Raw genomic sequence first — 20,217 nt, 5'->3', positions numbered from 1 at the left:
TTTGCGTGCTTGCGTTTCGGAAAACTAACGCCTGCGCTCATACGTCGCTCTATAGCTACTTGGCGCTACGCCAAAGAAGTCACGAAAGCGCATATGGAAGTTGGCGAAACTGCAAAAGCCGGTCGCGATCGCGATATCGGTGATCGGCCGATTGCTCTGCAGAATAAGCTGACGCGCTCGAGTCAAGCGCAGTTCCAGGTAGTAACGTGTGGGGGTGGCGCCGACGAAACGGCAGAAACGGCGCTCCAATTGTCGTCGGGAAATGTTCACGCATTCGGCCAGTTCGTCGATGGAAAGCGGCTCTTCGATGTTCTTTTGCATCAGTTCTAAAGCGAGCTTCAGGGTTTGTGGCAAGGTGGGGTCAGAGTCAACGATGACCGTCGATATCCCAGAGACTTCAGGGGTTTGATCGCAGCTGAGTATTTCCTCGACAGCATGGGTCAGCGACACGCCTTGTTTAGCGGTGATGAGTTCCAGCATCATTCGTAACGAACTGCTAGCGCCGGCGCACGTTATGCGATTTCTATCGATGACGTGAGTTCGACAAGAGACCAGGACTTTGGGGAAGACATCCTCCATCATCGCTCGCCCGTCCGGATGGAAGGCACACTCGACACCGTCCATTAACTGAGCTTCCGCCAGGAAAAAGGCGCCGTTCCACAAACCGCCCATGGTCGCACCAAGAGAGGCGGCGTTACGTAGCTTGCGCCGTAATATCGGATCGCTGATCAACTTCACCCGTAAACCACCTGCGACGATGAGAACGTCGATACGATCTGGCAATTGGGATAACTCCAGGTCTGCTGAAATTGCAATTCCCAGATCGCTCATGACCAGACGACTTTTGATACCAACGGTCAACACTTCGAATGCCGGTGTCTCGCTAATCAAGTTTGCGGTCACCAGCGCATCGATAGCGCCGGTGAACGACATCATCGAGAAATTGTTCAAAAGCACGAAAGCTACACGAGTCACCGCCTGCGGCATTGATGGTTTCTGCGCCGTATAGGAGTACCCCATGTTCTTGTCTTTAAGCACGCTCTCGAATACGAATGGCATAAATCCTCTTTGACACCTTTACCAATAGCTACGAAACCGTTGCGCAATCTAGACAGCGGTTTTTGGAGCAGACAGCAACAAATCAAAGAATGACTGGCAGTCATCACTCTCAGGAAGTGCTTCAACACTGTTCTTGATCGCATTGCTGAGCGTGGATCCCAAGCTGTCATCAGCCAGCAAATGATATTTAGCCGTGAGTTCGGCACTCGACATAGGGTTGCCGGGGTCGCCCTTGGCCGTCGCGGTCGGGCTCGTAAGACGCGTGCCGTCTTTCAGGGTAACCGTGACGCGGGAGAGAATTTCCTCCGGGAACCTGGCGGACAGGTCGGGCGCCTCATGAAGGGTTATCTTCCCGCTGATGTTCAAGATGTCCGGCGCATGAATGGAATCCCCGGTGACCTCTTTTGGTCCCAGCTTCCCGCGAACGATCAAGGCAGCTAGCGGGAACGCTAGCGCATATTGGGCCTCGTCCGCATTCTTCGGAAAATGCCCCTGCAAGCACACAGACTCATGGAAAGTTTCGACATCAATAGTCTCGATCAACTCAGCAGCGATAACTGGATGTGCTCGCATCAAATCGGTCATGGCCGTGAGCGCCGGTTGCGCCCAGCGACATACCGGCCACGGTTTGAAATATTGCTCGTCGATCTCCCAACGGGCTCCGATGTCCTGCCAGAAAGTGGAAATCTCCAAAGGTTCGACGGTGGCGGCTGGAGCGCCAGTGACACCGAGTTGTGCCATCAGTAGTGCGTTCAGTCCGGCATACGCCCCGGCGCCGTGGGCATCACGCAACATCGTCGGAAAGCTCACCAGGCGCATCATCGGGCACCTCGGGCCAAAATATTCCGCGATACCCAGCGCGTGACGAAACGTCGTTTCATCCAGTTTCAGCAGGCGGGCTCCCGCACAAACGACCCCGATTCCGGAAAACGCGCCTGAGGCATGATATTCCGGGGCAGTGGCCATTAAGGCCTGGCCCGCACGCAAGGCCGTCTCGTAACCAATGCACAGTGCGCTGAGGAACTCCTCGCCGCTGATGTCTTTGCCTTGACTGCGATACGCGTCTACCAATGCAACAATGGCCGGGACAACAGTTGCACCCGCGTGCCCCTTGGATGTGAAGTGACCTTCATGTGCATCCAGGCTATCTACGCTGAAGCCGCCTGCATAAGCGGCCCCCAATGGATGTACGGCTCTGCCGTCGAACCAAAGGCGGCTGGACAGCTTGTTGGCTGAGTAGTGGGTGTCAGCGTAAGTTTTGAGCATAACGCTGGTTTGATTGTCGCGGGCTCCGGCGGCCACACCAATGATGTCGAGCAGGCAAGTTTTAACCAGCTCGCGTGTATGCAGGGGCGCGTCCTTGTAACTGAAATTCTGGACGAATGAATACAATTGCATTTCATGATTCCTGAATGATGAACGCCGAAACGGATAAAAAAGTTGCCCGGCGAGGGGCAACCTTTACGCAGCTTTAGATGACCAGACTACTTCTTTGCGGTGGCGGTATTTGCAGCGGCGCGGGCGTCTGCTATCCAGCTATCGTACTTTGCGCGATGAGCGGCGATCCATTCCGAGGCATGGCGCGTAATGTCAGCTGCACTTTTCTCACCATTGTGCATTTTGAGATTCTGCGCGCTTTCGTCGTCGGTGGTGATCTGCATTTCAGACAAAAACTTTTCCGCCGCCGGATTCTTCTCGGCGAACTCTTTGTTAACAACGGCTTTGACGACGTCTACCGGGAAACCCAGGTTTTTGCCATTGAATGTAGTATTGGTATCGTTCTTGCCACTCGGAAGATCGGTACGCGGCACGGTCAGCCACACAACATCTTTGCCTTCGACCAGTACACCGGAAATCCACTGAGGTACCCAGGTATAATAGAGAATCGGCTTGCCTTGTTTATAACGAGCAATGGTGTCGGCCATCAGGGCAAAATAGGAGCCCTGGTTATTTGAAACGGTCTTGTTCAGGTCATAGGCTTTCATATGGTGTGCAATGATCAGTTCACAGCCCCAACCGGGGTTGCAACCCGTCAGGTCCGCTTTACCGTCACCATCGCCATCGAACAGCTTGGCAATCTCCGGTTTCTGCAAATCTGCGATAGACGTAATGTGGTGCTCATCAGCCGTTTTTTTATCGATCATGTAACCCTGTAAAACACCCGGCATAATATCGCCGGATTTCAACATCGTGTCATCGCCACCGGCTTTCTTGTAAAAAGCCTCATGCAGCGTCTCCCACATATGTACCGTGAAGTCAGCATCGCCACCAGAGATCGCAACAAACATGGTGGAGTACTCGGTCTCCTTGGGAGTCTGAACTTTGTACCCCAGCTCTTTAAGGCCCGCCATTGCAATCTCTCCGCGAAATCGCTCTTCGGCGATGGACGGGAAGATGGGGGTGATTGATATCCCTTGGCCGGGTTGTTGCGCTGTCGCAGCGGATGCGAAAACAGGTGATACCGTTAATGCTAGAAGCACCATAGAACGAATAAATTTTTGTTTCATTGTGCATTGTGTGAAATTCATTATCGTCTACCTTGCGTGGTTTAAGGAGCCAGCTTTTTATTAGGTTCAGGGGGCGCGCTGCTACGCGGGCTAACTTTTCTTTGGCCTGATATCTATTTCTTCTTTAACGACACTTTGTCTTTTCAGGCGATACAACACCCCTACAGGGCCTGTCTGGTACCAATGTTCGCCTCTGGTTGCTCTATTGCTGCGCTCGCCCATTGCCTGGGTCAGGCGGTCAAGGAAGATCGCCAGTAAAACCAAGCCCAGGCCACCCACGGTCGCCAGGCCCATATCGAGGCGCCCAATACCGCGAAGTACCATCAGACCCAGTCCACCCACCGAGATCATCGATGCGATCACAACCATCGAAAGTGACAACATCAACGCCTGATTCAACCCAGCCATGATCGTAGGGGCGGCCAACGGAAACTGGACTCGCATCAGCATTTGACGTGGGGTACATCCGAAGGCTCTGGCTGCCTCGACCTTATCCTCTGGCACTTGCCTGATTCCCAGGTTAGTAAGCCTGACGAGCGGCGCCACCGAGAAGATGATCGTGACCAACACCCCCGGTACGTTTCCGATGCCAAACAGCATGACGACGGGTACCAGATAGACGAACGCTGGCAGCGTTTGCATCGCGTCCAATACCGGGCGAAGAAGCATTTCCAATCGGTTACTACGGGCGCACAGGACTCCCAACGGTATGCCAATAATCGCGCAGAAGAACAGTGAAGTGAGCACCAGCGCGAGGGTTATCATCGCGTCATTCCACACGCCGATCACCCCTAAAAGGGAGAGGGTAACGAAGCAGAGGATGCCTATTTTTTTTCCTCCCACCTGCCAGCCGAATAGCGTTGCAGCAATGATGAAAATCGACGGAGGAATAGACAGCAATCCATATTGAATGCCGTTCAGAACTTGATCAATTGGCCATCTTATCGAACGAAATATCTCACGGAAATTTTGTACCAGAAAATTTAGGGCGACCTCTACCCATTGGCCCAAGGGGACGTTGATGGATTGAAACGGGTCTAGAAGACTGAATTCGTTCATGCTAATCACCTGAATGTCTGAGCCTGGCAAGCCAACAAATAGAGACTATTAGTGACGGCTCATTGTCTGGAGCAGTAGGCTCTTGGAAATCGTGCCTTTGAAAACACCCTGGCGATCCAGCACGGCAACCGGGTTAACGGCATTGGCGACGATGTGAAAGACGTCATGAAGTGGAGCGTCAGCCTGCAGCGTAGGTGTGGACTGGTCCTTGGCGTAAGGGTGCTCAGCACAGATCTTGGCAACATCGCCAGCCTTCAGAATCTTCGAGGCATCGAAACCTTTGAAGAACGCTTTGACGTAATCATTCACCGGGTTGCAAAGCAGCTCTTGTGGAGTACCGATCTGTATCACGCGGCCACCTTCCATGATCGCAATGCGATGGCCGATGCGAATTGCCTCTTCAATGTCATGCGAGATAAAGATGATGGTGCGCTGTTGTTCTGCTTGCAGGCGGATCAATTCGCCCTGCATTTCGCTGCGAATCAACGGGTCGAGAGCAGAGAAGGCTTCGTCCATCAGCAAGATTGCAGGGTCATTGGCCAGGGCCCGGGCTAAACCCACGCGCTGCTGCATACCGCCAGACAGCTGGTGCGGATAGCTGTAGGCGTGTCCCTCGAGACCTACCTGTTTGAGTGCCTCAAGTGCACGCTTATGCCGCTCGCTCTCCTCGACACCAGAGATTTCCAGACCGAAAGCAACGTTGTCGATCACACTCATGTGTGGCATCAGCGCAAACGACTGAAACACCATACTCATGTCTTTGCGACGAACGCTAAGAAGGTCGGCGTCCGAAAGACCGGTGATTTCTTGTCCGTTAAGATGGATTGTTCCAGAGGTTGGCTCGATCAGTCGATTGAATAACCGCACCATCGTCGACTTTCCAGAACCGGAAAGACCCATGATGACGAAAATCTCTCCACGTTTTACGGAGAAACTGGCATTAAAAACGCCAACGACTTGACCGGTTTTGCTGAAAATTTCATTCTTGTCAGCACCGCGAGCCAGCATCTCCATCGCGAGCTTCGGCTGAGGGCCAAAGACTTTGTAAATGTTTTTTACCGAGAGTATCTCGTCACCAAGACTCATAACCCCTCCTGTTGCAATTACGGCGTAAGATCAAGAATTTAGGTATACGTGTCTTGATCAGTTAAGACGGTGCTTTTGGGGGCAGTCAAGCTGGGAGAAGAGTTGGGAATTAGTCATTGTGACCATCCTCTTTATTATGTGATGTTTATTATTTTTGTTTTATCGACGCTGAATTTGGCAGTGCCTTGAGTGACAAGTTATTACCTAATAGAGTCAGCGTCTAACAACATTTCTTCTGACCAATCAATAACGCTATGTTATCGATCCTGCGTTGATATCCGTTTTCGATGCCGCCAGTGTTTGTTGTTCAGCGAAGCGCCGTTTTCCCTGTTGTAGACCTTCTCTTTCAGCTACTCTCAAGCATGCACTCCCAGGTGGAACCCTCCCGCCGATCTCCTCCTTTAAGGTCCTCCCAAGGGGCCCCGAACCGGACATTAAATACTTTAGGTTATGGTTAAGCACATCGATCCAGATATGACGTTGCTGAAAATGCCGTCTCTGAAAGCAGTCAAGTCATTCGTAGCGGCCGCCAAATACCAGAGTTTCACGCGAGCGGCAGAGGCACTGTGCGTTACTCAAGCGGCAATCAGTCGTCAGATTCGAGAGCTTGAGACGTACCTTGGGGTTGATCTGTTCAAGAGGGTCGGTCGAGCGGTCGAGCTGACTGAGGCCGGCTCCATTTTTTTCGATGCTGCGCAGCTTTCCTTCGTAAACATCTCCCAGGCAGCGGAACGCATTCGCACCAACAATGCAGGCAAGCGAACGCTGACGCTTTGCTGTTCCCCAGCGTTTTCGGCTCTTTGGTTAGCAGCCAAACTGCCGGGTTTTTTCACTCAGAACGCTGATATCGATCTGAATCTGGTGACCACTCAAAACTTTTTGTCGATGGAACCCGGTGTAACCCCCGACATCTTCATCACCAAGATGGCCAAGGTTCAGGATGGTTATCGTAGTTATCCGTTGTTTCATGACGTCATCTACCCGGTGTGCACACCTCGATATAAAGAGGAGCATCCTGAGCTGTCCAGCCTGGAAGGGTTGCGCGATGGGGTTCTGCTAAATCTCAGCCCCTATGGCCGATCCCAGGTAGCGGAGCACGTCGACTGGGGCGTTTGGCTGGCCTATCACGATGTCGATATTGAAAAGCGGCCTCACGATAGCCCTCACGTTTTCAATGCAAACGACTACAACCTGGTGATAAGTATGGTTTTGACCCACCAGGGTGTAGCCCTTGGATGGAATCATCTGGTTGCGAATCTAATCGAAAACGGATCACTGGTTCGTCCAGTCGATCAGGAAGTGGTTCTCCATGAAAGCCAGCATTATCTGACTTTCCGTGAAGACCGGGTGAACGACGAAGCGTGTTGCCGACTACGAGACTGGATTCTCGCCCAGTTTTCCTGAGCCGTTTAGAAGATAGGAGTGCTGGCTGGGCAGTGACTCGGTTTGCGCAGAGGGGAGAGGTTTGGGTGTGCCGGTGGTGATCATTCGTGGTGCTCACCACCGGCAGTTTTGCACTTAGCCGACAGACCTTAACGGGATCGTGTCATTGAGTTGCTCAAGCATCGTTTTGCAGTACCAGTCATCAAACTGACACACACCAATTTCGCTAGCCACCGATAACGGGCCCGGCTCGTAAGCAGGGGAGCTGACCCCTACCTGTGCGCCTTCCACCAAGGTGCGATCCTGGTCATTGGTTGCAAGCCAAACCTTGGTCAGGCGATCGATGTCGTAGTCGACACCTTCCTGCGCGTCCTTCTTGACGATCCATTTTGTAGTGACCAACGTCTCGCCCGGACCGATGGGCAGAACGCGGAAGCTCAGCGCGTGATCGCCCAGAAAGTGGTTCCAGGTCGATGGGTAGTTGAAATAAAGCAGCGCACCGATGTTGGCTTCACCGGTTGTGTCCAAGCGACCGCCAACCGCAGGCTTGCCATCCATTGTGTAGCTGACGGCCCCGGAAAACAGGGGGATGCGCGTCATGCGGAAGCGACCGTCTTCGTCCATGACCAATCGGCTTGGCAGGCCTGCCGCTTCGCAACGATCCCAATGCTCTTTGAGTTCAAGGTCCTCATCACCGCCGGCGCCACCCACTGATGGGTTGTCGACGAATGAGTGCATCAATTCCGGGTGAGTAAAATCGCAGTGGTAACACTCGCGGTTGTTCTCGAAAACCAGTTTCCAGTTGCCTTTCTCGATGATGTTCGACTCAAACGCGACTTTGCAGTCGTCCAGGTTATGAGGCGCAACGAAAGGGGTGACGGACTTTCTGAATGAAGAAAAGTCAGGGGCGACGTCAGCGACGCACACATAGATGTAGGTTTCGACGACCTCACAATGCACGGGTTTCAAACCATGCTGTGACTTGTCGAAATCGTCCCCCATGTTCCCGGCGAAAAGCAGTCTGCCATCCAGCTCGAATGTCCATTTGTGGTAAGGGCACACCAGCTTGGCGACCTTGCCGCTAGCTTGCGGGCACACCTTGGAACCGCGATGGCGGCAGGCGTTGTGGAATGCACGAATCTGCTTGTCTGCGCCGCGCACGATGGCGACAGGGTAATCGCCGATTTGCAGCGACAGGTACTGACCCGACTTCTCCAGCTCAAATGTATGCCCTGCGAAGATCCAGCTTTTGTGCCAGATCTGTTCCAGATCCTGCCTGTAAACGTCTGGGTCGCTATAGAGGGCACCTGGCAGCGCATGGTCAGGCTTGCGCTGCGCGATTAGATTTGAAACTGCCGATTTAGTGCTCACGGTCAACACACTCCAAAATACCAAGGGGGCGACACATTCAGCCAGCTCAGCGAGATGAGGCTAAACGGTCTTGAGTTCGCAGTACCGTCTGTGGATGCAAGACCATCAAACCGTGCTGCTTCTATCCGCGAACCGGAACGGTTTGCCACGTCCAGGAAGCGTCTTACGAAAAATGTGCCTTCTTGGATGGTGGTGCCATCCGTGCACTCATTTCGTTTCTGAGTCCTTACTAATGCAGACAATTCTTAAATGCCGATGTTTGCATCGATAGCAATATTTCTACAGTACCTTAGTCGAGCCCGGGCAAACGGACCCTAACTAATGGGACGAGTGTACAAGTGAGCTTCGCCGCCAATTCGTCGGTAGAATATCGCTGTTGTAAGACTACGACGGCAATGATGCATCAACAAGAAACATTTACTCTTATCAATGCATAAACAAATGTTATCGATTGACGTCGCGGCTCTGATGGGGGAAATTCAAGTCATTGAAAACAAAGAAAAAAGTATTTTTAATAACGAGTGAAGCATCCCTCTAGAAATGTATACGCCGGAAATACACTCTATTGACCGCCTTCTTGGCCCATGCCAGTCTGGATTCAACAGTTAACCAAAGCGCCGTCGTTTATCTCGTGTTTGAACACTGGGAACTGTCCCGTGAAAACATGGAGATGTTTATCGCGCCTCAAGGCATCAAGGCTGACGCGTTCGTTGATCTTCCACCTAACCCGCATTCGGAGCATTTATCTTGAAATTTGAAGGTATTTATACGCCAGCAGTAACTCCTTATAACTCTGATGGGGAGATTGACTGGAATGTGTACTCGGAAGTTTTGGAGTCGCTGATAGAGGCGAAGGTGCACGGCATTATTATCGGCGGGTCGACCGGCGAGTATTATGCGCAGACTTCGGAAGAACGCACCGAGTTGGCGGCCTACGCCAAAGATGTGATCGGCACTCGGGTGCAACTGATCGTCAGTACCGGGGCGATTCGTACCGAAGATGCGGTTCAGTACGCCAAGGATGCCAAATCGATCAAAGCGGACGCCATTCTCGTTACGTCCCCGCCTTACGCGCTGCCAACCTCACAGGAAAACGCGATTCACGCGCTCACGATCGATCGCGCAGCGGACTTGCCGATCATGCTTTACAACTATCCGGGGCGCATGTGCGTTTCGATGGATGAAGAATATTTCACGCGTGTCAGTCAATCGAAAAACGTCGTCGCCATCAAGGAAAGTTCCGGCGACATGGGCCAGGTGCATATGCTGGCCCGGCAGTTTCCCAACATCGCCTTGTCCTGTGGATGGGACGACCAGGCCCTCGAGTTTTTTGCCTGGGGCGCCCGCAGTTGGGTGTGCGCAGGTTCCAACTTCCTGGCCAAGGAACACGTTGCGCTTTATGAAGCCTGCGTGATCGAAAAGAACTTCGACAAAGGCCGTCAAATCATGTCGGCAATGATGCCGCTGATGAATGCCCTGGACGGTGGCAAGTTCGTGCAGTCGATCAAGTACGGCTGCGAAGTCGCCGGATTGAAAGTCGGTAACGTGCGCCTGCCATTGCAGCCACTTGAAGCGGACGAAAAGCAGAGTTTCGCGTCGGTCATTACCGAACTTAAACGCAACGTAGCCAACATTACTTCGGGAGCCTGCCATGGGTGATCTTCTGAGCAAGGCCGAATATGCCGCTCTGGCTAAAGACATTTCGCTGCCATCCAAGGCGTTCATCAATGGCGCGTTCAAGCCCGCGATCTCTGGCAAAACCTTCGCCACGAACAACCCGGCAACGGGTGAGTTTTTGACAGACGTCGCTGCCTGTTCGTCCGAGGATGTCGACTTTGCGGTGAGTAACGCCAAAGAGGCCTTCGAGGATGGACGCTGGAGATCGATTTCTCCCAGGGAGCGCAAAGCTGTTCTGCTGAAGTTTGCGAGCCTGCTTGAAAGCCATCAACACGAACTGGCCGTCCTCGAAAGCCTCGATAGCGGCAAGCCTGTTAGTGAGTGTCAGTTGGTCGATGTGCCGGACACCATCCACACCCTGCGTTGGCACGCGGAACTCATCGACAAGATTTATGACAACACCGCCCCGGTGGGCAGCGACGCGCTGACCATGGTCGTTCGGGAGCCGATCGGCGTGGTGGGCTGCGTGTTGCCCTGGAACTTCCCGCTGCTGATGCTGGCCTGGAAAATCGGCCCGGCGCTCGCCGCAGGATGCTCGGTCATCGTCAAACCTGCCGAACAAACGTCGCTGACCACGTTACGTGTCGCTCAGCTGGCGTTTGAAGCCGGTATACCCGCCGGTGTCCTCAACATTGTGACCGGCACGGGCAAAGAGGTCGGCGAGCCGATTGGCTTGCATAACGACGTCGACATGGTGAGCTTCACCGGCTCCACTGCGACCGGCCGCCGTTTCCTGCATTACGCAGCCGATTCGAACCTGAAACGCATCGTGCTCGAATGCGGCGGGAAAAATCCGGCGGTAGTGATGGATGATGCCGAAGACTTGGATCGTGTGGCCGAGCATGTCGTCAACGGCGCGTTCTGGAACATGGGCGAAAACTGCTCCGCGACCTCGCGCCTGATCGTCCACGCGTCTGTTAAAGACGAGCTGCTGGAGCGCATGGGCGCCTACATCCGCGAATGGAAGATGGGCGACCCACTTGATCCGCAAAACCGCGTAGGGTCGCTGGTCAGCCCAGAGCATTTCGCAAAAGTGAAGTCGTACCTTGAGCACGCCACCGCCGCAAAGCTTGAAGTTGTTTACGGTGGTGCGACCAAAGACGGTGCCTTCGTAGAGCCAACCGTGATTGACGGTGTCGGTCGAGACAACCGGCTGTTCCAGGAAGAGATCTTCGGCCCGATTCTTTCGGTGACCACCTTCAATACGATCTCTGAAGCTATTGCCCTGGCCAATGACACGGTATACGGCCTGGCGGCCTCGGTTTATACCGGCAGTCTGCGTCGGGCGATCAAGTTGTCGCGAGAAATCCGCGCCGGCATTGTCACTGTGAACTGCTTTGGTGAGGGCGATGCGTCGACGCCTTTCGGCGGCTACAAGGAATCAGGGTTCGGTGGCCGGGACAAATCCATTTTTGCCCACGACCAGTACACCGAAATCAAAACCATCTGGATCGATGTGTCTGATCGGTCGGATGAAGAGACCGAAAAATGAGCACCCATACCATCAAGCGCCTGCCGGTAGACACCGGGGTTTCAGGTTGGGAGGCGATTTCCGCACGCACTGCGCCTGTCCGCATGCTTGATGGAAACGTGACGGCGGATTGGCTGATTATCGGCGCCGGTTTTGCCGGCCTGTCCGCTGCTCGCAGACTTTCACAGTTACACCCGGGTGACAGCATTGTCGTGGTCGATGCTCATGAAGTCGCCAAGGGGCCAGCAGGCAGAAACTCTGGCTTCATGATCGATGTGCCGCACAGTCTGTCGTCCGGGGAGTACTCCGTTGCCAGTGAGTCTGCAACGGCTCTGGAAATCACGCAAAATCGTTTCGCGATTGATTTTGCTGCGCAAGCCGCACGCGAGTACGGCATGTCTGCAGACACCTTCGATCCTTCAGGGAAGATCAACGCGGCCGCCACTGAGCGGGGCTTGAAGCTGAACGTCAATTACGCCAAATCCCTTGAGCGCATTGGCGAAAAGTTCGAGATGTTTGATGCAGCGCAAATGCGTGAAATCACTGGGTCAACCTATTACCAAGGTGGGATCTATACCCCCGGCGCAGTGTTGATTCAGCCTGCGCAATACATCAGAGACCTGGCAGCGGGGCTCGAAGGGGAAATCACTCTTTATGAGCGCTCTCCAATCATTGAGTTGTCCAGGCAAGGTACCAGCTGGACTGCTCGGTCTCATAACGGGGTGGTGCGCGCACCCAAGGTCATTCTGGCGGTCAACGGCCACATTGAAGACTTTGGCCATTTTCAAGGACGCCTGCTGCACGTCTTCACTTACGCCTCCATGACGGCAGCGTACAGTGATGATGAATTCAGGAAAGATGTACCAGGAAAAGCCAGGTGGGCCTTGTTGCCGGCTGATCCAATGGGAGCGACTGTTCGTAAAATCTCTACAGACGGTCTCTCACGTATCGTCATCCGGACAAAATTCACCTATGACCCGAGTATCCAGGTCACCCCAGAGCGTGTAGCTGCGGTTGCCAAAGAACAGCGACATTCCCTGGATGCACGCTTTCCCGAATTGAAATCCACTGCGTTGGAGTTCAGTTGGGCCGGTCGTCTGTGTTTGAGTCGTAACAGCGCCGCTGCATTTGGCGAGATCGAAGAAAACCTGTATTCGGCTTGCTGCGAAAATGGGTTGGGAACGGTCAAGAGCACCCTGGCAGGTGTAATGGCGGCGGAGTTGGCTTCGGGTACACGTTCTGATTTTCTGGACAGTTTCAGTCACGCACCAGGACCCAGCAGGTTACCCCCCAAGATAATAACGAAGCTGGGCGTCAGTTCGGTTATTCGTTGGCATGAGTTTTGGGCCGGGCGAGAAGGTTAATAAGTTAAGTTGTCGGCTTTTCCTATAAAGGCCGTTTAACAAGTCACTAATAAGAACGGAATAATCCATGAGAAATATCTGGAAGGCATTCTGCGCGCTCGCGTTGGTGGGCATGATGAGTTTGCAGGCACAGGCAGAAGAAAAAAACATAGTAATGGGGACCATGTCCTGGGAGGATTTGGTGCCCATTACCGGCATTACCAAGAAGGTACTTGAGAACGCTGGGTATACCGTAAAAATCGTGGAGTTTTCCGAGTGGGGTATCGCCTACGCTGCACTCAGTAAAGGGGATATTCAGGTGTTGGCATCCCAGATTGATTACGCCGCCGCCGATTATTGGAAAAAGAACAAGAACAAAATCGAGAAGCTGTCACCGGTCTCCTTTGGTCTTTATCAGGGCATGGCAGTACCCAGTTACGTAGACATCGACTCCATTGAACAGCTGAACGCAAACGCGGACAAACTGGGGAACAGAATCATTGGCATCGAGCCTGGTTCGGGTTTGATGAGTGACGCGAACAACGTGGTCAAAGCGTACGACATCAAGCTCAAGCTGGTCGAAGGCAGTACTTCGGCAATGACCGCGGCTTTAAAGTCGGCAGTCGATCGAAAAGAATGGGTGGCGGTAACCGTCTGGGATCCTTCCTGGATGACCAAGAAATTTGATCTCAAATTCTTGAAAGATCCAAAAGGGGTCTTCCCGCCATTGCAGGGTTATTACTGGATCGGGCACAAAGGCTTCGCTGAAGCCAATCCGCGTGCGCGCGAACTGATGGCCAGTGTTTATGTGCCCATCACGGACATCACCGCAATGAATGCTGAAGTCAAGGATGGCAAGACCATGGACGAGGCTATCAAGGGCTGGATTGATAGTCATACAGACCTTGTAAATCGTTGGGGAAATATCAAGAACTATTAAGTTTTGTTTGTTTGCCACTGCCGCCCTTTGATTAATTAAAAAACCAGCAAACAACTGGTTCGATGGATTGCGAAATGACAATGGCCACAATTAATACTGACGAAGTGCTGGTGGATTGCCAGTCGGTTTGGAAAATCTTCGGTAAAAGTGCACCGGCAGCCATGGATGCGGTTGTCCAGCAGGGTCTTTCAAAGACCCAGATCCTGCAAAACCATGGCTGTGTGGTCGGGGTTTCCGATGTCAGTCTCCAGGTTCGCCGGGGGGAAATCTTTTGCATCATGGGTTTGTCCGGCAGTGGCAAATCCACCCTTATAAGGTTGCTGAACAAGCTGATCACCCCGAGCTCGGGGAAGGTGCTGGTCAAAGGCAAGGACGTTTCATCCTTGTCACCCGCACAGTTGCGAGAGGTGAGGGCGCGGCATATCGGTATGGTCTTTCAGAGCGTTGCCTTGCTGCCCAATCGTACGGTTCTTGAGAACACCGCGTTTGGCCTGGAAGTGCAGGGTGTTGGCAAGGCCGAGCGTTACAAAGTGGCCGAGCTGGCGCTGGCGAAGGTTGGATTGAGCGAGTGGACTTCACGCTATCCAGGCGAACTGTCCGGCGGCATGCAACAACGGGTCGGACTGGCGCGTGCACTGACTGCCGATCCAGAAGTGATTTTGATGGATGAGCCGTTCAGCGCGCTTGATCCGCTGATTCGCCGACAGTTGCAGGATGAGTTCCGCCAGCTGACCAAGGAGCTGGGCAAGTCCGCGGTGTTTATTACACACGACCTGGACGAGGCCATCCGCATTGGTGACCGCATTGCGATCATGAAAGATGGCGCCATCATTCAGGTTGGCACCGCCGAGGAAATCGTGCTCAACCCGGCTGACGACTACGTGGCGGAATTCGTCGCCGGCATTTCCCGATTGCATCTGGTCAAGGCTCACTCGGTCATGACGTCTGTCCAGGCCTACAAGGCAGCACATCCGACTTGCGACATTTCCAGGCTCACCAAAACCTCGCTTGACGCCGATATCGATGAACTCATCGGTTTGACGATGAAGTCCGTGCGCGACGCGCTTGCCGTCGTCGATAACGGAACAGTGGTGGGGATCATTACGCCCCGTGATCTGCTGCGTGGCGTTCAAGGTATTCCCAACGAGTCTGCGTCCGTAGCAACTGCCAATGCGATGGAGGCGTCCGCATGAGCACGCCGGATTTTTCCAGTCAGTTTGATACCTCCATTGATGCAGGACTGGAATGGCTTTCGGATAATGGCGAGTTCGTGTTCGATGCCGTCAATGCGGTGCTGAAGGGCATTTACGAAGGCGTGCTGTGGTGTATCGCCTATCCACCGCACTACGCCGTAGCGATTGTCATGGCGTTGATTGGCTGGCGTGTGGCTGGCGTTCGCTTTGCGACTCTCGCAGGTTTGGCCTTGTTGTTTTGCGACGTCATCGGCTTGTGGCCAGAGACAGTCAGCACGCTTGCCCTGGTGCTCACAGCGACTGTCCTGGCACTGGTTGTCGCCATTCCGCTGGGGGTCATTGCCGGTCTGGCGCCGGCCTTTGATCGTGTGGTTGATCCTTGTCTGGATTTGATCCAAACGATGCCGCCCTACATCTACCTGCTACCGGCCATTGCACTGCTCGGCTACGGCCCTGCCACGGCGCTGTTGGCGACTTTTATCGTTGCGCTTCCCCCTGCGCTACGACTGACTTCCCTGGGTATTCGCATGACACCCAAGGAGTTCATCGAGTTGGGAGATGCCAGCGGCGTGACTGGAATGCAGATGTTTTTCAAGATCCGCTTACCATTCGCCATGCCCAGCATCATGGCCGGTGTCAACCAAAGCCTGATGATGGCGTTCGGTATGGTCGTCATCGCCGGCATTGTGGGTTCGGGCGGTTTGGGCGAGGCGATTTACGGTTCCATCCGTACGTTGGATATCGCCAAGTCGATCAATGCGGCCATCGCTATCGTTATCCTGACCATGATCCTGGATCGTCTGGCGCAGAGTGCTGCACAGGCGCGGGTGAGGGCTTCCCAATGACAACGCACATTCAATTTTCTCCAGGCGATTACCTGGCTCCTGCCGTTGATTGGCTGAACACGAATTTACATGGCTTGTTCAAAGGGATCAGTCAGGTCGTTGAGGGGGTACTCGGCGCAGTGGAGGGAACGCTGCTTGCTCCCCATCCGTATTTATTCATCGGAATTGTCGTTGTCGCGGCCTTCTTTTTTGCCAATAAGCGAGTCGCTGTTTTCGCTGCGCTGATGTTGGCTTTCTGTTTGTTCGCTGGCCTTTGGGTCGCGTCCATCCAGACGATCGCGCTCGTTAGTGTGTCGGTCCTGATCTCCGTTGCCATCGCTTTCCCGTTGGGGGTTCTGGCCGCCCGGGTGAAGCGTGTAGATGAAGCGTTGCTGCCGATTCTGAACATCATGCAAACCGTGCCGCCCTGGGTTTACCTGATCCCCGCAGTGATGCTGTTCAGCTTGGGACGGGTGCCCGCGATCATCGCAACGATTGTCTACGGCATCCCGCCGATGCTCAGATTGACGACCCTGGCCTTCAAGCAGCTGCCCAAGGATCTCCTTGAGTTGGGCCAGGCGTCCGGTGCTTCACCTAAAGACATTCTGTTCAAAATTGAACTGCCGACAGCCGCACCCACGCTGCTGGTAGGCCTGAACCAATGCATCCTCATGTCCTTGGCGATGGTGGTGCTGGCTGGTCTGGTGGGGGCGGGCGGTCTGGGGGCTGAAGTAACCCGAGGCCTCTCCAGAATGGAGATGGGCTTGGGCCTTCGAGCGGGACTGGCCATTGTCGCTATTGCTCTGCTGTTGGATCGACTGTCACGCGGTGCGTTGCAGCGTCATTCCCCCAACAAACTTCTTTGAAAGGGCTTCAGCATGAGACGTAGTTTTTTTTGCATTGACTCACATGCCTGCGGAAATCCGGTTCGGGTCGTAGCGGGCGGAGCGCCGCTGATGCCGTCGGTTTCAATGGCGCAGCGGCGCGATATTTTCGTGCGTGACCACGACTGGGTACGCACCGCGTTGATGTTCGAGCCCCGGGGGCACGACATCATGTCCGGCGTCATCATCTATCCATCGGTACGTGACGACTGCGACTTCGGTGCGTTGTTTATCGAAGTCAGCGGCTGCCTGCCGATGTGTGGAGCGGGCACCATCGGATTATCGACCGTGGTCATTGAAGAGGGCTTGGTGACACCTCGTGAGCCGGGAAAACTGGCGATTGAAACACCGGCGGGACGGGTCGATGTCGAATACACCATGGGCGGCGAATTTGTTGAGTCGATTCGCTTGTTCAACGTAGCCAGCTACCTGCACAGCGCCGATGTGGTGGTGGAAGTACCGGGTATTGGTACGTTTACGGTGGACATCGCCTACGGCGGGAATTTCTATGCGGTGGTCGAACCACAGGAGTGCTGGACTGGATTCGAAGGGCAGACGACGGCTGACATCGTGAGGTTGAGCCAGAAGCTGCGTGCAGCGCTCTCGGTTATTTGTGACCCTGTGCATCCTGAGAACAGCAGAATCAGTGGTGTTCACCACATTATCTGGTGTGACAAACCACACAGTAGAACCGTGCATGGCCGCTGTGCAGTATTCTACGGTGATAAAGCTATTGATCGTTCTCCCGGTGGTACCGGTACCTCGGCCCGGATGGCTCAGCTCTTCGCAAAGGGGCGGCTGAATGTCGGCGACATTTACCGACTTGAAAGTCTGATTGGTACGATCTACGAAGGAAAGGTTGAGGCGTCGGTAAAAGTCGGAACCTTCGACGCAATGAAGCCAAGTGTCAGCGGCTGGGCTGAGGTGATAGGTCACAACACCATTTTCGTCGATGATAAAGACCCTCTGGCTCACGGGTTCCAGCTCGCATAAAACAGTTTGGTCACGGCGTCAGCGGTTGATTCTTCGCAGACGCAGATTCAACCTTGGTTTGCACAAAGGCTGCATTTGTCAGTGTAAAAAAAGCGAGGCGTAAAGTGATCGAACGACGAGATTTCAGCGGGTGTATGAAAGGTAAAAACCTGCGCTATCTGGAAGAGACTCGGAGCGAGCCGACGGCTCATGCCCGGGCAGGATTTTTACTGCTCGAACACTTCTCGTTGCCTGCATTTACGCAAGCGCTCGATACGATTGTCACTGCCAACCTTTTGCGGCCTACGTTGTTCTCTTCACGAACCTTCGGGGTGCAGGACGGAGAGGTCACCAGCGACCTTGGCCTGGTCATTCGACCGGATGCGCGTTTGGACGTCGCAGCACTCAAAGACCTTAATTTGCTGGTCATCTGCGGCGGCTATCGCACCGAACTCAAAGTCAATCACGAGCTGATCAGCATTCTCAAAACGGCATCGGAACTGGGTATCACCCTGGCCGGGCTGTGGAATGGGGCGTGGTTTTTGGGCGTGTCAGGTTTGCTTGAAGGGTATCGTTGTGCGATTCATCCCGAGCACCGACCTGCGCTCGCAGAAATTTCCAAAGTCACGCATGTCACCAGTGAAGCATTTGTCATGGATCGAGACCGGCTCACGGCTTCGAGTCCGGCGGGTGCTTATCATATGGCTCTCGAATGGATCAAAGGGCTGCATGGCAAGGCGCTTGTCGAGGGCATCGAAGACATTCTGTCTTTCGAAGAGTCGCGGTATCGGCGTATCAAACCGACACAGAACATCTCGTTGAGCGCCCCCCTCAAAGAGGTGGTCAAACTGATGGACGCCAACCTGGAAGAGCCGTTGCAAATGGACCAACTGGCGGTATATGCCGGACGTTCCCGTCGACAAATAGAGCGCTTGTTCAAAGAGCAACTGGGTACCACGCCGCAACGGTATTACCTGGAATTGCGCATTACCGAAGCACGGCGCTTGCTTCAGCACACAGAGCTGTCTCAGGTTGATGTGCTGGTCGCATGCGGCTTTGTTTCACCGAGCCATTTCAGCAAATGCTACAGCTCGTATTTTGGTTACCGGCCTTCGAGAGAAACGCGGTTGGTGAAGTAAAGAACGCGCGATCAATCCTCAGTGACTGGTGGTCTTTAACCGCGACTGCGGGCTGCTGTAACGCTCCAAACCGGAGTTGCTGAAATTTTAAGGAGGAGGGGCATGACCGAGGTGCGATTGAAGAGCGGTCAAACAAAAAACACGGCGTACTTAACGACGCCCACCGTTGCCGCTAGTCCTGGGGTCGCAAGGCCTCAACTCGGGATTTTCCTATGCCTGCTTTCAATGCTTATCTTTGCGAGCCAGGACGGAATAACCAAGGTGCTTGTCAAAGACTTCCCGGTTGCCCAACTGGTCATGGTGCGTTATTGGGTGTTTGTCGTTTTTGCCTTCGGATATGCCGCCTACCAAGGTAGGGTCAAGGAGTCTTTATGCAGTAAACACCCTTGGCTCCAAATCATTCGAGCCCTGTTAGCCGTTGGTGAAATAGTACTGTTTGCAGTCGGGTTACGATATTTAGGTTTGGCTGAAATGCACGCTCTCTATGCGGTATTCCCTCTGATGACTTTGGCATTGGCGGGGGGCCTGCTAGGAGAGTTTGTCGGGCTACGACGTTGGATCGCTGCTGCCATAGGGTTCACCGGCACACTGATCATCCTGCGACCAGGCGCGGGCGTCTTTGAACTCGCGGCCGTGATTCCCTTGCTGTCTGCTTTAGGGTTCGCATTCTTCAATGTACTGACGCGCCGGATTAGCCAGCACGATTCCTTTGCGACGAACATGCTTTTTATGGCAAGTGTGGGTGCCCTGACAATTACATTTGTGGGGCTGCCAGCCTGGGTTTCTCCGACTCCGGTCCAGGGCTTCTTGATGGGGATCCTGTCATTGACGGGAGTAGTCGCTCAGATTCTCCTCATTCAAGCACTGAAGTACGCGACCGCTTCTACCCTGCAGCCTTTCAACTATGCGCTTCTGGTGTTCGCCACTTTGGTTGGTGTAATCGTTTTTGCCGAGCGCCCTGATACCTGGGTGGTTGTCGGCGCAGCGTTGGTGATTATCGGGGGGCTGTATGCGATTAAAGCAAAGGTGTGAACGTACCTGAATGTATGAAGTAATCAATGTGTGGTTGGTTTCCTGGATGAGCACGGTGTCTAGTCCTGAAATAGGTTTACACCTGTTTCAGCCTCAAAACGCCCGATGCACCGCATCGGGCGTTTTGTATTGTGCGCCAGGCATGGCGCGTTGCGCATAAGCGCAACCAGTTTGGCTGTGGTGGCCACGCTGGTGACTTGGAGGTGAAAGTCCTCTACACACCCGGCAAGGGGAAGTGTTAGCCAGAGGCAAGGGTGTCGCGGGTGACTGCGAATCT

Annotated in this window: 17 protein-coding genes and 1 pseudogene; 12 read left to right on the top strand and 6 right to left on the bottom strand. The window is 53.9% G+C overall.

Annotation, left to right across the window (positions count from 1 at the left end):
• Nucleotides 1-24: 24 nt before the first annotated feature.
• The 5 genes from AC1DKH_RS03785 to AC1DKH_RS03765 form a co-directional block, all read right to left on the bottom strand.
• A complete protein-coding gene (locus AC1DKH_RS03785) occupies nt 25-1,059 on the bottom strand; it encodes a GlxA family transcriptional regulator (protein ID WP_477797453.1) in 1,035 nt (344 codons plus the stop codon).
• A 48-nt stretch (nt 1,060-1,107) separates the two neighbouring features.
• Complete coding sequence (locus tag AC1DKH_RS03780; protein ID WP_477797452.1) at nt 1,108-2,457, bottom strand: MmgE/PrpD family protein; 1,350 nt, start codon at nt 2,455-2,457, stop codon at nt 1,108-1,110.
• 86 nt (nt 2,458-2,543) lie between these two features.
• On the bottom strand, nt 2,544-3,542 hold the full coding sequence (gene proX / locus AC1DKH_RS03775) for a glycine betaine/L-proline ABC transporter substrate-binding protein ProX (protein ID WP_477797676.1): 999 nt from the start codon (nt 3,540-3,542) through the stop codon (nt 2,544-2,546).
• Nucleotides 3,543-3,656: 114 nt separating this feature from the next.
• Entirely contained in the window at nt 3,657-4,625 is a 969-nt protein-coding gene (gene proW, locus AC1DKH_RS03770) for a glycine betaine/L-proline ABC transporter permease ProW (protein WP_477761943.1), read from the bottom strand.
• A 48-nt stretch (nt 4,626-4,673) separates the two neighbouring features.
• Complete coding sequence (locus AC1DKH_RS03765) at nt 4,674-5,711, bottom strand: quaternary amine ABC transporter ATP-binding protein (RefSeq protein WP_477760210.1); 1,038 nt, start codon at nt 5,709-5,711, stop codon at nt 4,674-4,676.
• A 450-nt stretch (nt 5,712-6,161) separates the two neighbouring features.
• Here AC1DKH_RS03765 and AC1DKH_RS03760 point away from each other — a divergent pair, with 450 nt between their 5' ends.
• On the top strand, nt 6,162-7,115 hold the full coding sequence (locus AC1DKH_RS03760; protein ID WP_477761942.1) for a LysR family transcriptional regulator: 954 nt from the start codon (nt 6,162-6,164) through the stop codon (nt 7,113-7,115).
• A 114-nt stretch (nt 7,116-7,229) separates the two neighbouring features.
• Here AC1DKH_RS03760 and AC1DKH_RS03755 read toward each other — a convergent pair whose 3' ends face one another.
• Nucleotides 7,230-8,465, bottom strand: coding sequence for an aromatic ring-hydroxylating oxygenase subunit alpha (locus AC1DKH_RS03755; RefSeq protein WP_477797451.1), 1,236 nt, complete (start codon nt 8,463-8,465; stop codon nt 7,230-7,232).
• Between the two features lie 607 nt (nt 8,466-9,072).
• Between AC1DKH_RS03755 and AC1DKH_RS03750 the strand changes: the two are divergent.
• From AC1DKH_RS03750 to AC1DKH_RS03700, 11 genes and pseudogenes are all read left to right on the top strand, one after another.
• Nucleotides 9,073-9,216 (top strand): annotated as a pseudogene (locus AC1DKH_RS03750) (GntR family transcriptional regulator); the annotation flags it as partial.
• Complete coding sequence (locus AC1DKH_RS03745) at nt 9,213-10,124, top strand: dihydrodipicolinate synthase family protein (RefSeq protein ID WP_477797450.1); 912 nt, start codon at nt 9,213-9,215, stop codon at nt 10,122-10,124. The pseudogene AC1DKH_RS03750 and the gene AC1DKH_RS03745, both read left to right, overlap by 4 nt.
• On the top strand, nt 10,117-11,634 hold the full coding sequence (locus tag AC1DKH_RS03740; protein ID WP_477797449.1) for an aldehyde dehydrogenase: 1,518 nt from the start codon (nt 10,117-10,119) through the stop codon (nt 11,632-11,634). Before AC1DKH_RS03745 ends, AC1DKH_RS03740 begins: the two co-directional genes overlap by 8 nt.
• The gene (locus AC1DKH_RS03735; protein ID WP_477761938.1) at nt 11,631-12,977 is read left to right on the top strand and encodes an NAD(P)/FAD-dependent oxidoreductase; all 1,347 of its coding nucleotides are present in this window, start codon (nt 11,631-11,633) and stop codon (nt 12,975-12,977) included. The genes AC1DKH_RS03740 and AC1DKH_RS03735 overlap by 4 nt, the downstream gene beginning before the upstream one ends.
• A 67-nt stretch (nt 12,978-13,044) precedes the next feature.
• Nucleotides 13,045-13,896: a glycine betaine ABC transporter substrate-binding protein gene (locus AC1DKH_RS03730; protein ID WP_477797448.1), complete on the top strand. Its 852-nt coding sequence runs from the start codon at nt 13,045-13,047 to the stop codon at nt 13,894-13,896.
• Between the two features lie 74 nt (nt 13,897-13,970).
• Nucleotides 13,971-15,089, top strand: coding sequence for a quaternary amine ABC transporter ATP-binding protein (locus tag AC1DKH_RS03725; protein ID WP_477797447.1), 1,119 nt, complete (start codon nt 13,971-13,973; stop codon nt 15,087-15,089).
• A complete protein-coding gene (locus AC1DKH_RS03720; RefSeq protein WP_477761936.1) occupies nt 15,086-15,934 on the top strand; it encodes an ABC transporter permease in 849 nt (282 codons plus the stop codon). The genes AC1DKH_RS03725 and AC1DKH_RS03720 overlap by 4 nt, the downstream gene beginning before the upstream one ends.
• Nucleotides 15,931-16,779, top strand: coding sequence for an ABC transporter permease (locus tag AC1DKH_RS03715; protein ID WP_477797446.1), 849 nt, complete (start codon nt 15,931-15,933; stop codon nt 16,777-16,779). The genes AC1DKH_RS03720 and AC1DKH_RS03715 overlap by 4 nt, the downstream gene beginning before the upstream one ends.
• 12 nt (nt 16,780-16,791) lie before the next feature.
• Nucleotides 16,792-17,790 (top strand): 4-hydroxyproline epimerase, encoded by a 999-nt coding sequence (locus AC1DKH_RS03710; protein ID WP_477797445.1) that lies wholly within the window; start codon nt 16,792-16,794, stop codon nt 17,788-17,790.
• Between the two features lie 104 nt (nt 17,791-17,894).
• Nucleotides 17,895-18,908, top strand: a complete 1,014-nt coding sequence (locus tag AC1DKH_RS03705; protein WP_477755857.1) for a GlxA family transcriptional regulator — start codon at nt 17,895-17,897, stop codon at nt 18,906-18,908.
• 102 nt (nt 18,909-19,010) lie between these two features.
• Nucleotides 19,011-19,940, top strand: a complete 930-nt coding sequence (locus AC1DKH_RS03700) for a DMT family transporter (RefSeq protein ID WP_477797444.1) — start codon at nt 19,011-19,013, stop codon at nt 19,938-19,940.
• The last annotated feature ends 277 nt before the right edge of the window (nt 19,941-20,217 follow it).

It is taken from the genome of Pseudomonas sp. 05L36, from assembly GCF_056398125.1.
This window is presented reverse-complemented; position numbering and strand designations above follow the sequence as displayed.